Source organism: Sphingopyxis sp. MG, assembly GCF_002953155.1.
Taxonomy (GTDB): domain Bacteria; phylum Pseudomonadota; class Alphaproteobacteria; order Sphingomonadales; family Sphingomonadaceae; genus Sphingopyxis; species Sphingopyxis granuli.
Map to the genome: position 1 here is coordinate 3,538,087 of NZ_CP026381.1, position 12,896 is coordinate 3,550,982.

The following is a 12,896-nucleotide window of genomic DNA, read 5'->3' on the forward strand; positions in this document are numbered from 1 at the left end:
GGCTCAGCCGGCTCGCTCGCTCATCGTCATCACGTATGCGCGAAGATGTCGACCTCGGGCCAGCCCGCGAGGTCGAGCGCCGCGCGCGCCGGCAGGAAGTCGAAACAGGCCTGCGCCAGTTCGGTACGCCCCTCACGCGCGAGCCGCGCGTCGAGCACGGTCTTCATCGCGTGGAGAAAGCGCACGTCGCTCGCGGCATAGTCGCGCTGCGCCTCGGTCAGTTCGGCGGCGCCCCAGTCGCTCGACTGCTGCTGCTTCGACACTTCCTGCCCCAGCAGTTCGCGCACCAGTTCCTTGAGCCCGTGGCGGTCGGTGTAGGTGCGCACCAGCTTCGAGGCGATCTTGGTGCAATAGACGGGCGCGGTGACGACCCCCAGCGCATGCTGCAGCGCGGCGATGTCGAAACGCGCGAAATGAAAGAGCTTCAGGCGGCCGGGGTCGGTCAGTATCGCCTTCAGCACCGGCGCGTCATAGGCGCTGCCGGGGCCGAAGCGGACGAGATGCTCGTCGCCCGAACCGTCGCTGATCTGGACGAGGCACAGCCGGTCGCGCAGCGGGTTGAGCCCCATCGTTTCGGTATCGATCGCGACGGCGCCGGGCCCCAGCACGCCTTCGGGCAGGTCTTCTTCGTGGAAATATACGCTCATGCGCCCGCCTTAGGCGAAGCGGCCGCGTCGCTCAATGACTGGTTTGCGCGGCCGCGCCGGGCTTTCCGCGTCGCGCGGCAAAGCGTGCGAAACCGGGCACCGACGCCGTGCATTTTCTGTTCGCAGAAGCCATTCATATAGGCTATATATTGCGCCGCAAGCGGCACGGGACGAGTCTGTGCTCATGGTGAACTGCGTCCCCGTCCGGCGCAATGAGCCGGTAAATGGGGTGTGGACGAACCGAAAGCGACTACTAAGCAATGAGTTTCAACAAGGATCGCCGCGGCCATCGGGGACGCGGCAAGCGCGATGACTTCGGCAATTTCGACAGTTTCGAACCGGCGCCCTACAGCGGCGACAGCTATGGCGGCGGCCGTGGCGGGTTCGGCGATCGGGATCGCGGTGGTTTCGGCGGTGGTGACCGCGGCGGATTCGGCGGCGGCGATCGCGGCGGCTTCGGCGGCGGACGCGGTGGCGGCATGCCCGCGCAGGTCGTCGGCGAGGGCCAGGGCCAGGTGAAATTCTTCAACCCGGCAAAGGGATTCGGATTCATCGCACGCGACGACGGCGGCGAGGACGTGTTCGTCCACATCAGCGCGGTCGAGCAGGCGGGGCTGCAAGGGCTCGCCTCGGGCCAGCCGCTCGGCTTCACGCTCGTCGAGCGCAACGGCAAGGTGTCGGCGATCGACCTCAAGATCGAGGGCGAACCGATGCCGGTCGAGGAATTCGCGCCGCGGCGCGACGATCGCGGCGGCGAGCGCCCCGGCGGCGCGCGCGGTCGGCGCCAGCTTACCGGCGAGCGCACGTCGGGCACGGTCAAGTTCTTCAACACGACCAAGGGATTCGGCTTCATCGCGCGCGATGATGGACAGGCCGACGCCTTCGTCCACATCAGCGCGGTACAGCGCGCCGGCATGGCCGGCCTCGAAGAGGGCGACCGCGTCGCCTTCGACATCGAGGTCGACGATCGCGGCAAGTTCGCGGCGGTCAACCTCCAGCCCGCAAGCGAATAAGCCTTCGCCACAGCGAAACGACGAAAGGGCGGCCTGCGGGCCGCCCTTTTGCGTTTCGGGGCTCCTCGCTGGCGGGTCTTGCGCGGAGCATATAGAGCGATGACTTTGGATTGACCCGCTTCGTCATTGCGAGCGGAGCGAAGCAATCCAGGGCGGTTTACGCGACTCTGGATTGCCGCGCGGCTTCGCCGCTCGCAATGACGAACTCAACCGATGTCATCATGCTCTAAATCTGCGCCGTTTCGATCGGGTGAGTCAGATATAGGGCTCGACGCTCCAGCTCGGACCCCGGCCCTAATCGCCCCAGCGCAGCGGCGGGCGCCAGCCCGCTTCGTCGACCGCGTCGCTGACCTTGTAGACCAGGCCCTTGCCGTTGAGGAACAGCTTCTCCATCTCGGGCCGGGTGAAGGGGCGCGAGCCGATGCGGCCGAAGATCGCGATCTGACCGCCGCTTTCATCGACCGCGCGGTCGCGGTCGAGCCCCTTCGACAGCGCGAGCGCGGGCGCCGGCGTCTTCGCCCACGCGATCAGCTCGGGCGTCGGCTTCGGCGAGAAGCCGTAGAGGCCCGGATTGTCGGGGCTGGTGAGCTGGAGCACCTTGATGCCGTTCCGCCCGTCGGCGACATAGGCGAAGAGTGAGGCGTTGGTCGATCCGACGATGACGTCCTCGGCATCGCTCATCGCGCCGCCGAAGGTCAGCCCCGGCCACGCGACCGGCGCCGCAGGCCGCGTCACGTCGACGATCACCAGCCCGTCCTGCTTCGCCGCGACATACAGATAGGTGCGCGCGACATAGAGCTTGCGCGCATCGGCGAGCCGCACCGTCCCTTCGGGCACCGGCACCGGCCGGTCCATGCGGGTGATGTCGAACAGCTTCACCCCCTCGGCATCGCTCACCCACAGATAGCGGAACTGCGCCGCGCTGGCGCGCGCGCCGGTCAGCGGCAGCCGCGCCGTCACCTTCGGTTCGAGCGGCGTCGACAGGTCGACCACGACGAGCCCGCTGTCGGCGGCGATATAGGCGTGGTCGCCCGCCAGCGTCACGTGCCGCGCCCCTGCAAGCAGATTGTCGGGGTTCCAGGTCAGCGCCCGCGACAGCTTGTTGTTGCGGAACTCGCCGTCGGCCAGCGTGTCGATGTCGACGAGGATCAGCCCCTCGACGCTGTCGGTGACGACCGCATAGCGATAGAGCGGGTGCAGCGCCTGCTCGTGATTCTGCGGGAAGTGCTTCCGGATGAAATCGTTGCGTTCCATGCTGATCGGCTGGTTGGTGCCGATCGCCATGCAGGTCGCATTGCGGGTCTTCACATGCGTGTCGTGGCCGAGCGGCGAGAAGGGCGCGCGCGTGATGCGTTCGGAAAAGCCCTTGTTGCCGATCGAGGCGACGTCATAGACGCGGAAACCGCCCTTGCCCTCTGCCACGAACATATATTCGCCGCGCTGCTGGAGGCAGTTCACCCGGCCGCTCGTCCCCTGCACGATATTGCGGAATTCCTCGAGTGCGCGGGATTCGCCCGACCCCTTGCTGTCGAAGGTCTTGCCGCGCACCCAGTTCTTCAGTTCGCGCCCGTTCCGTTCGACGTGCAGGCGCCAATAGTCGGGATAGGCGTATTTCTGCAGATAGCTGCCGATCACCGCCTGCGGCTCGTCCCATTCGGTGACGCGCGTCGCCTGGAAACCGTCCTCCAGCCCCGACCAGACGTTGAGCCCGACGAAGTTGACGAAATTGGTGCCCATCAGCAGCAGCTGCGACATGATCGCATTATTGTCGTCGGCCGCAGACAGGTGGCAGTCGGTGCATTGCTTGGTTTCCTGGCGGCGGACCGTGTGCGGGAAGTGCGGCGCGAAGGCCTGGCTGGAGAAGCCCGCGGCCGAGATCGGCGGCTGCTGCACATAGATGCGCTCGCGGTTGACGTTGGTCGACGACAGGATCAGCGCCGACGACGAGCGCACCGGCGCGATGATACCGCGCGGGTTGCCGTCGGTGTCGGGCTCGCCCGGCTTGGTGAGCTGGTGCCGGCCGAGCTGGAACATCTCGTCGCGCGCCACCTGCGGGTTGTAGGTGGCGAAGTTCCGCGATTCCTCCCCTTCGAAATGGTGCGAGCTGGTCTTCCAGTTCGCCTCGATCGGCAAGTGGCAGCCGCCGCAGCTCGTCGTCCACGACAGGTGGCAGGTGAAACAGGTCATGCGGTCGTCGCCATGCGCGCGATCCGCCTTTGCCACCCCCGGCCCCCAGGCGAAGCTGCCGTCGTCGGCGCCCGACCGCGACATCAGCTTGGCGCGCGCCGCCTTCGCGTTGAAATGCGGCCCCGGCGTCACCGCCTGCTTGACGAGGCTGACCTGCCATTCGAGCTTCGGATCGACGATCGAGCGCTGGATCAGGCCCGTGACCTCGCCGTCGTCGTCATAGCGGAATTCGAAGCGGCGCCGGCCATCGGGGTTGCGGAGCAGCGCAAGGTTGGTGCCCTGCGGCCGCGCCGCGACATTCGAGGTCAGCAGGTTGGGCAGCGCGTCGGCGGTGCCGTGGCAATCCTTGCAACCGATCTCGATCGCATTGGCGACCTCGCCCTGGATATAGCCGTTGCCGTGCGAATCCTGCGCGAAATGGCAGTCGGCGCACTGCATGCCCTTTTCGGCGTGGATGTCCATCATGTGGACCGTCTTGCCGGGGTTGAGGCCGGGGGGCACGAACTTGCCTTCGACCCCCGGCCGGCCCAGATCGGCGCTCGCCAGGCAGAGGTCGCGCTGCTTCGCATCGCTGTAGCTCGCGCAGTTCTTGCGCCATTTCTCGGGATCGTTCGGGTCGACGATATGCGCCGTGTCGGTGCCGTAGGTCGCCATATTGCCCTCGGCATCGAGCAGATTGCCGTTGCGGTCGCGCTTGAAGACGCCGCGGAAGTTCCAGCCGTGGCCGTGATAGTCGGCGAACTGCGTCACCCTGTTCGTGTCGTTGACGTCATAAACGTCGCGCAGGAACTCGACGTCGGACCACAGCCCGCGCGGTCCCGCCCCTTCCGGGTTGCGTTCGAGCGTCCGGTGCACCTCGGCCGCGGTCGGATAATGCTGTTGCTTGTAGAGGCGCTGATAGTCGGCGTCGCTCATCCCCGGCGGGCGCGGCGCGGTATTGTCCGGGCCGGGCCACAACTGCGGCGCGTCCGATTCATAGTCCCACATCGTGTAGCCGAGATAGGAATTCAGGAAGATGTTCGGCTGGTGCATGTGGCAGGTCATGCACTGCGAGGTCGGGATCGCGCGCGTGAAGGCGTGGGTCAGCGGATGCCCCGATTCGCCCCGCTCGCGCGCCGGGGCCGCCGGGTCGATCAGCGCGCCGTGGCCGCTATCATGGCCGTCGCCTTCGGGCTTCGCCTTCTTGCCGGCGATCGTCGGGTCGATCGTCGCACTCTCTCCGTCGCGGCCATATTGGGCATAGATCAGGCTGTGCCGCGGCTCGCGGTCGTTGGCATAGACGACATGGCACCCCGCGCAGCCCGAATGGCGGTAGTCGCCGGGTTGGTCGTTTGTGCCCATGAACCACATATAGGGGTCGTTGAGGCGCGTCTTGTGGATGTTGAGCACCGCGATCGCGACGCGCAGCCCGGTGCCCGGCCCGCGGTTCGACTGTTTGAGGTCGGGGCGCCCCGGCTCCTCGAGCCGCTGGATCTGCCCCGTCGGGTTGGGTAGCCCGACCTCGGCGAACTGGGTGCTGACGTTGCGCCCGCCGCGCTCGAAGACGCGGAACACGTCGCTGGGCGGCATGACGTTCCAGCGCGGCAGCGGATAGATTTTGGCGAGCGCGCCGCGCTTCTTTTCCGCGTCGGTCAATATCTTGTCGAAGCCGAAGTTCGGCTTGCAAGCCTCCTTATACTCTTCAGCGGTCAGCAGCGAAGAGGGCGACAATAGGCAGGCCGCCACGCCCTCGCGCGTATAGGCTTCCCCGAACAGCGAGTTCTTGAACGGCAGGATGCCGTTGTTGTAGGCGCCGCCCGCCCAGAACATCGCCGCCGTCGCCATCAGCGACCGCTCGGCCGCCTCGATCGTCTCCTGATGGCAGGCGCCGCACGCCTCGCGCGCGACGCGATAGTCGCTGGGGTTGACGAAGCGGATGAATTCGGGCGCCTCCTTGTTGAGCAGCGTGTAGCTGCGCTTCGGGTTCGCCGAGGTGTCGCCCCACGCGCCCGGCAGCGTCGGCTGCGGGTGGGCGCGCGCCATCACCGCCCGGTTGCGCGGATCGTCGTAGCCAAGGCGCGGGTCGCCGACCTGAGCCGCGTCGCCGCCGTGGCAGTCGGTGCAGCCGAGCCGCACCGCGGGGCTCGCGTGCATCGTCGGCCGGTCGGTGCGGACGTGGCAGCTGTAGCAGCCCTCCGACTTCGCAATCATCTCCGCCTCGCTCTGTTCGCGCGGGGCGGGCGGGGTAAAGCGATACTCGACCTTGACCGGCTTTTCTCCCTCGGACGCGCGCGCGGCATGCGGGCCGACCGCGAGCATCGTCAGCACGAAGGCGAAGAGGGCGAGGAGCGTGCGGATCATCGGCTAGAAACTCAGCACCAGATTGGCGAGGATCGACACATAGGCATCGTCCCGCGCCTTATTTTCGAACAGGTCCCTGAACCCCTTGCCGGGGAGCAGGACCGCGGCGCTCAGACGCCCGACGATATTCTGCGTCGCCCTGGGCCGCCAGATGCCGGCGACCGACAGGTCCCAGCCGATGTCGGTCGGGATCGACCCTTCGCTGCGCAGCACCTGCAGCGTCGCGGTATCCTGGAACCACAGATGGTTGAAATTGGTGCTGACCCGCATCTCGGGCGACAGGTCGAAATCGCCCCCCGCGCCGACCAGGATCGTGCCGGGGTTGTTGAAATTCGACTGCCCCTCTTCCTTCGACGAGCGCAGCGAATTGAGGATGCCGTTGCGGCCGTTGATCGAGATCGCGCGCCCGCCGCCCGCGAACGGAATCGTCTGGCGGATCCAGTAGCTGGTATCGGCGCCGGCGAAGACCGGGTTTTCGAAGATCGCGTCGAAGCCGCCTTCGACGTCGTCATAGGGATCGCCGTCGCCGGTCGCATAGAGGCCCGAGAGGCGGAACCGCATCCAATCCTGATCGTAGCTGAGCTCGGCCGCCCCAAACCCCGCGCGAATCCGCGCCGGGCGGCTGGTGAAGATGCTGTTGCGATCCCGTCCCAGCGCGGCATAGAGGCTGGCGGTCAGGTTGAGGCGCCCGATACGCCCGTCGGCGCCATAGCCCAAATAGACGACGTCGTAGGATCGCCCGCGCAGATCGCCGAGCAGCGCCGGTCGCACGGGAAAGCCGTTATGGTCGATCTGGATGTCGTCGCGTTCGCGGTTGATGTTCCACGTCGCGCTGATCTGGCTGGTCAGGCCGACAAACGGGAAATCCTGCCGATAGAGATTGGCGGTGAGGACGAAATCGTCGCGCGGCGTCTGGGTGACGTCGTTGAGGCCGCTGTTGGTATCCTTTTCCAGCCGCCAGAAGGCCGCGAGATTATATTGGAAGCGGTTGTTGTCGCGGTTGCCGAACAGCCGGATGCCGAGCTGGCTGTCGTTGAACAGGAAGCCGCGAAAATCGCTCTGGAACGGCTGGATGCCGACGCGAATCGAATGGAAGTCGTAGCGATCGCTGTCGTTGCCCAGATGCTTGTCGACGAAGGCTTCCTGCACCCCCAGGAACGCGTCGGTGCGATGGCTGGGCCGCGACGGACGCACGTCGAGCACGCGCCGTTCGGGCACGTCGACATGGTTGACATTATAGGCGAGCGTCAGGCGATATTCGACGTCGGGCGGCTTGAATGCGGTGTTGCCCTTGATCAGCGCGAAGCCGCCGATCAGCGTCTGCGACAGCACGACGCTGCGGTTCTTGCCGAACACATCGAGGCTGCCCGGGCGCGCCGACGTCTGGATGCCGTTCGGGATCGGGAAGGTGCGCGGTTCGACTACCGCGTCCGAAATCAGGTTGGCGACGAAGAACCAGTCGTCGCCCCGGATCGGCAGCCACTTCACCTTGTCACGGTCGATCGGCCGGTCGCCCTTCAGCGTGTTCTGGTGATAGGGGTCGAACCAGCGTTCCTTGACCACCCCCAGCGTCTCGATCAGCCGCCAGCGGTCGGGGATCGGAAGCTGATCCTCGATCCCCGGAAAGGCCTGCGGCGGCGGCGGCCGCAGCGCGCCGACATTGTCCTGGCTGGATCGTTCGGGAAGGTCGGGGCGATACCCCGGCCGGCGACGCCCGTCGAGAATCCGGGTGACGAAATCGTCGTCGAGCATTTCCTTCCACTCGACCGGCGGCGGGGGCGGCACCGGTTCGTCGGCTTGCGGCGCTGCGGCGGCGGGCGGGGCCGAGGGGGGCTCGCCGGCGGGCGCGCCCTGTGCGGCCAGGCTGGCGACGATCGGCCAAAGGCTTGCCCCCGCGCTCATCGCCTACAGCCCGTCGCAGACATTCTGCTGCGCCGTGTCGAGGAAGGGCGCGAACGGACAGGCGATGTAGCGCAGGCGCACCGTCTTGCCGTCGGCGAGGCGCACGACGACCCGGTCGGCGCGCATCGCGGCGGGCGCATTGCCGATGCCGCCGGCGCGCGCGCCGCCGTTGTGCGCACCGAGGAAGCTGATCATGTCGTCCTGGTCGATGCCGTCGCCCGACACCCCGATCGCCCCGACGAGCCGGTCGCCGCGATAGATGGGGACCGAACCCGGAAAGATCTGGATGCCGTTCTGCAGACGGTTCATGCCCGGCGCGACATCGGGCAGCGTCGTGCAGCGCTGCGGCGTGTCGGTCGCGCTCGCCCCCGACACGAAGCCGAGGTGCTGGCCGAGATTGCCGATGATCAGCGCCGACTGGAGCCCGGTGGAAAAGGGATTGAACTGCGCGATCGGGCGCGACAGCGGCCCGTTCGGCCGCCCGACCTCGCCATCGGGGAAATAGGGGCGCGACAGATTGCCGTTCGCGCGGTCGGGGAAGGCGATGGTGCCGGTCAGCGCCGCCGGATCGTTCAGGAAGCTGCGTAGCGCGGGAACGAACTGGCGCACGTCGGCGCTGGCGTTGGCGCTGAGTTCCGCGCCCGCCTGCGCCCCGGAAAAGAAGGCGGCGGTGCGCGCCTTCTGCAAGCTGACGTCGGTGCCGAAGATCGGCGCGTCGGGCGAGCGCACGATGCCGAGCGGCGCGCCGTGCGTGTCGACGACGCTGATCGACACCTGTGCACGGCTGTCGAGCGGACGGCGAATCTGCGCGCGCGCGCGGCTCATCACCGCGAACGCCTCTTCCAGCACCGCGCGCACCTCGGCCTCGGTGAGCGGCGCGCCGTTGGTCGCGCCGTCGGTGCCGGCGCGGATCGGGTAACGGTTAGCGCCGCTGCCGTCCGACAGCACGAACGCGTCGCGGTTCGAAAATTCGGCGCCGGTCGATGGTCGGATGCCCGACGCCTCGCTGCCATAGGCGGTCCCGGCGACGACCGCCGCGCCGGCATAGCCGATGACCGCGACGAGATTGCCGGCGGTGCCGTTCAGGCTCGCGAAGCTCGCGCCGCCGCCCGCCTTCAGCCCCGCATAGCTGGCGTCGGAAAAGCGCAGGGTCGTGCCGTCGATGCTGATCCGGTCGGCAAGGATGCCGGCCGGCACCTCGAACCCGCGCGTGCCGGCGAGCGCGATCGCCTCCTCGGCATCGTCGTCGATGTCGAGGATGTCGGGATCGCTGCCGTAGACGCCGTCGCCCATCACGCCGATGCCGCCGACGAGCACGCCATTCTTGTAGAGCGGAAAGCCGCCCGGATCGGCGGCGAGGCCGAGCGGCGAGCGCTTCGGCCCGATCAGCGCCGCGCCGCCCGCCGCGCCGAAGCGCGCCGACAGGTCGCTGCACGGCAACTGGCTGAACTGCACCCCGAACAGCGGCCCGCTTTCCAGCCCCACGGTGGTCGGCGCGGGCGGGAAATGCTGCTGGACGATCTGGCTCGCGGTGCGGGTCGAAAAGGCGTTGCCGCCGCTCGACAGATAGGCGCCGGTGATCGCCTTGGCGATCGCGCCGCCTTCAGCGGGGAAGGTGACGTTCTGCGCGTCGATGCTGTCGCCGTTCGGCGCCGGCGAGGTCGTCGCGGTCGCGCGCGCGCCGGTCATGCGAAAGACGCCCAGGACATTGCCGACGCGGTCGGTCACCGCAATCACCGACGGCAGGCCGCGCGCCTGTGCCTCTGCAATCGCCTGCGCGAGGATCGTCTGCACGTCGGCGACGCTCAGCGCTTCGGCGGCGGGCGGAACATAGACGCCGGTCGGCGTCGGCGTGGGGGCCGGGGTCGGAGCGGGCGACGGGGTCGGCGTCGAACTGCCGCCACCACCCCCGCACGAAGCGAGCAGCAGCGAGGCCATGACCGCCTGCGCGGAGGCGCGGAACAGGCGCGCGCGGATCGTCATCGCCCTCACCGCAGCGCCCGGATCGCTTGCACCGCGCGGCCCAGCGCCGCATGGAATTCGGACGGCTTGTAGCTGTTGGGGTCGGCGACCGCGGTATAGGCGCGGTCGATGTCGCTGCGGATGCCCGCCGCCGCGCCGACCGTGACGCGCCCCGAAGAGACCATCGCGCCGAGCAGCGTGTCGACCCCCATCACCGCCTGCTGCGACCCCGCATAGTCGGTGAAGCGGTCGCTGACCGCCTTCGCGGCGATCGCGTCGACCATCGTGAACGTATCGGTGCCGGCGAAACGGCGCGCGGCGAAGGCGCCCTTGAGCGCCGCGACCGTCTGCGCGAGCTGCGCCGCCGCGGCGACGGCGCTCGGCCGGTCGGTCGCCATCGCCCGGTGGAACGCCGCGCTGCGCACCGCGAGCTGGTCGGCCAGCGCCGGCGCCGCGACGCGCGCCGCCGCCGCCAGCATGATCAGATTCTCGTCATTATAGGGCGGCATGCCCTCGGGAATGCCGGGGCGGCCCGGATTGTCGAGGCCCGTCTTCACCGGCTTCGCCTGGTCGTAGATGCGGCGGTGGCAGCTGTGGCAGTCGAGGAAAAAGAATTCGGGAAAAATCCCTTCGGTCCCGCGCTTCGACTGGAACAGCGCGAGGCTGCGTTCGAGTGCGGTCGCCTGCCCCACCGCCCACATCTGGACATGGTCGGTGCGCGCCGACGGCGCCCCGAACTTGCGCCAGCCATAGTCCTCATCCTCCTGATGATGCGCCTGGAGCGAGGAAAAGAGGTCGAGTTCGAACGCGATGCGCGGATGCCCCGCGGCCATGATGCGGTGAGTGACGAACTGCCCCTCGCCCGCCGCGCCGAAATGGCAATCGACGCATACGCCGGCGCGCACCACCGGGTCCTCCAGCTTGCGCAAGCCAGCACGCAGATTCGCCAGATGCTTCTCGCGCATCTCCGCCCCCGGATTGGCGTTGGTGCCGACGCCGGCATAATGGCTCGCGATCCAGCCGCCCGCCGGACCGTGGCACGATTCGCAGCTCACCCCGTCGGCGAGCGGCGCGGTGCCGCGGCTGACGGCAGCGTCGCTGTGACAGCCGAGGCACATCGGCGCCCGCGCCGGATCCCCGATGCCGAGGTTGCGCGCGATGAACTGGCTGCGGCCATTGCCGAGCACCGCCCAAGCGCGGCTGTGCGCGCCGCCGGGGGTGGAGGGGTCCTGCCAGCGCATCAGCTCGTCCTGGCGAACGACGGTGCCGTCGCCTTCCATCCGGCCATGGCAGGTCGAGCCCGCGCAGGACGCGACGCCCAGGAAGCGCCCGCCGCTTTCGCCCTGCGACCGCGCGGGCGGCGCGGCGATCAGGGCTGCCGCCGTCAGCGCGAGCAGCAGCGCCGCAAGGGCCGCCATCGCGGCCCACGGCCGGGCGCTGCGCCCCGTGCCAGCGTGCATCCTCATTCCCGCCATCCCCCGTTGCCCCGTTCGTGCCCTAGGGTCTGGACCGGCGCCGCGCAAGCGACCGGGTCGCGGAGTCGCCCTCCGTCACCGTCGATCGATCGACGTGGTCTGAAACTGCCATGGCACCTGCCCCCTGCAAATCGGGAAATCCGGTGCGACCCCTTGTTTTGCGATTTTATCGTTGACCGACCTTGATCCTCAAAGGCTACACCATCGCCGCGCAAAGGCAATATGCCTGCGATCACAGCCGGGATTTTCGAGGGGCAAAAATGAACGAGAGCAAGAAGATGACGGCCACCAATCGTGCGATCCTGATCGCCGCCTTCCTGCTGCTCGCGGGCGCCGTCGGCTATGCGCTGTGGCGCGATGCGCGGTCCGCGGCCGGCGTCCCGGCGGGAATGACCGCCGCCGACGCGCCGCCATCCGACCGCCTCGTCGCGCTCGAGGCGCGGACCCGAAGCAACCCCGGCGACGCCGAGGCATGGACCGCGCTTGGCGCGGCGCGCTTCGACCTCGAGGATTATCCGGGGGCCGCCGAAGCCTATGAACGGGCCGTCGCCCTCGCGCCGAAATCGGCGGGGTTGTGGTCGGCGCTCGGCGAGGCGCGCGCCTATGCGAGCAAGCGCGACCCGTTGCCCCCTGCGGCACTCGAAGCGTTCGAAAAGGCGATCGCGCTCGATGCGCAGGACCCGCGCGCGCGCTATTTCATGGCGGTGAAAAAGGATCTGGCGGGCGACCACCGGGGCGCGATCGACGCCTGGTTCGCGCTGCTCGCCGACACGCCGCAGGGCGCACCGTGGGAAGCCGATCTGCGCCGCACGATCGAGCAGGTCGGCGCGATCCACAAGATCGACGTCGCGCCGCGCCTTGCCGCGACGCGGGCGCGCCCGCTGAAAGCCGAGGAGATGCCCGTCGCCGCGCGCGCGATCCCCGGCCCCAGCCGCGCCGACATGGAAGCCGCCTCGCAGCTTCCCAAGGGCCAGCAGGACGCGATGATCGAGGGCATGGTCGCCAGCCTCGAAGCGAAGCTGAAGGCCGACCCGTCCGACGTCGACCGCTGGATCATGCTGATGCGCAGCCGCATGACGCTGGGCGAGACGGCGAAGGCGGCGCAGGCGCTGAAGGACGGCGTCGCCGCCAACCCCGCGGCGGCGGCGCGGATCAAGGCGCAGGCCCGAATGCTGGGCGTGCCGGGGGCCTAGAAGATGATGACATGAGTTGGAATCGTCATTGCGAGGAGCGAAGCGAAGCGGCAATCCAGAGTGTGCGCAAACCGCTCTGGATTGCTTCGCTCCGCTCGCAATGACGAAGGGGGTCAATCTAAAGTCATCAGAGTCTAGCCAGCCACGTCATCCCAGCGAAAGCCGGGATCGCTGGCG

Annotated in this window: 7 protein-coding genes; 2 read left to right on the forward strand and 5 right to left on the reverse strand. The window is 68.3% G+C overall.

All coding sequences use genetic code 11. From position 1 onward, the window contains the following. Nucleotides 1-29 precede the first annotated feature (29 nt). The gene (locus tag C3E99_RS16255) at nucleotides 30-647 is read right to left on the reverse strand and encodes a ribonuclease D (protein ID WP_067186362.1); all 618 of its coding nucleotides are present in this window, start codon (nucleotides 645-647) and stop codon (nucleotides 30-32) included. A gap of 260 nt (nucleotides 648-907) precedes the next feature. On the opposite strand from C3E99_RS16255, the gene C3E99_RS20295 reads away from it, so the two are divergent. Then, nucleotides 908-1,660, forward strand: coding sequence for a cold-shock protein (locus C3E99_RS20295; RefSeq protein ID WP_067113233.1), 753 nt, complete (start codon nucleotides 908-910; stop codon nucleotides 1,658-1,660). A gap of 294 nt (nucleotides 1,661-1,954) precedes the next feature. On the opposite strand, the gene C3E99_RS16265 is transcribed toward C3E99_RS20295, so the two are convergent. Genes C3E99_RS16265 through C3E99_RS16280 form a run of 4 tightly spaced genes read right to left on the reverse strand, consistent with a single transcriptional unit; the run spans nucleotide 1,955 to nucleotide 11,517 of the window. Further along, nucleotides 1,955-6,187 (reverse strand): hypothetical protein, encoded by a 4,233-nt coding sequence (locus C3E99_RS16265; RefSeq protein ID WP_076077308.1) that lies wholly within the window; start codon nucleotides 6,185-6,187, stop codon nucleotides 1,955-1,957. A gap of 3 nt (nucleotides 6,188-6,190) precedes the next feature. Beyond that, complete coding sequence (locus tag C3E99_RS16270) at nucleotides 6,191-8,089, reverse strand: hypothetical protein (RefSeq protein ID WP_076077310.1); 1,899 nt, start codon at nucleotides 8,087-8,089, stop codon at nucleotides 6,191-6,193. A gap of 3 nt (nucleotides 8,090-8,092) precedes the next feature. Continuing rightward, nucleotides 8,093-10,072, reverse strand: a complete 1,980-nt coding sequence (locus tag C3E99_RS16275) for a heme-binding protein (RefSeq protein ID WP_067186366.1) — start codon at nucleotides 10,070-10,072, stop codon at nucleotides 8,093-8,095. A gap of 5 nt (nucleotides 10,073-10,077) precedes the next feature. After that, on the reverse strand, nucleotides 10,078-11,517 hold the full coding sequence (locus C3E99_RS16280) for a multiheme c-type cytochrome (protein WP_104960132.1): 1,440 nt from the start codon (nucleotides 11,515-11,517) through the stop codon (nucleotides 10,078-10,080). A gap of 287 nt (nucleotides 11,518-11,804) precedes the next feature. On the opposite strand from C3E99_RS16280, the gene C3E99_RS16285 reads away from it, so the two are divergent. Continuing rightward, on the forward strand, nucleotides 11,805-12,719 hold the full coding sequence (locus tag C3E99_RS16285; protein WP_104960415.1) for a tetratricopeptide repeat protein: 915 nt from the start codon (nucleotides 11,805-11,807) through the stop codon (nucleotides 12,717-12,719). Nucleotides 12,720-12,896: the final 177 nt, after the last annotated feature.

Bases quoted from the DNA above. Each gene is read 5' to 3' on its own strand.
- C3E99_RS16265 (WP_076077308.1), bottom strand. From the start codon at position 6,187: ATGATCCGCACGCTCCTCGCCCTCTTCGCCTTCGTGCTGACGATGCTC.
- C3E99_RS16275 (WP_067186366.1), bottom strand. From the start codon at position 10,072: ATGACGATCCGCGCGCGCCTGTTCCGCGCCTCCGCGCAGGCGGTCATG.
- C3E99_RS20295 (WP_067113233.1), top strand. From the start codon at position 908: ATGAGTTTCAACAAGGATCGCCGCGGCCATCGGGGACGCGGCAAGCGC.
- C3E99_RS16280 (WP_104960132.1), bottom strand. From the start codon at position 11,517: ATGAGGATGCACGCTGGCACGGGGCGCAGCGCCCGGCCGTGGGCCGCG.
- C3E99_RS16270 (WP_076077310.1), bottom strand. From the start codon at position 8,089: ATGAGCGCGGGGGCAAGCCTTTGGCCGATCGTCGCCAGCCTGGCCGCA.
- C3E99_RS16285 (WP_104960415.1), top strand. From the start codon at position 11,805: ATGACGGCCACCAATCGTGCGATCCTGATCGCCGCCTTCCTGCTGCTC.
- C3E99_RS16255 (WP_067186362.1), bottom strand. From the start codon at position 647: ATGAGCGTATATTTCCACGAAGAAGACCTGCCCGAAGGCGTGCTGGGG.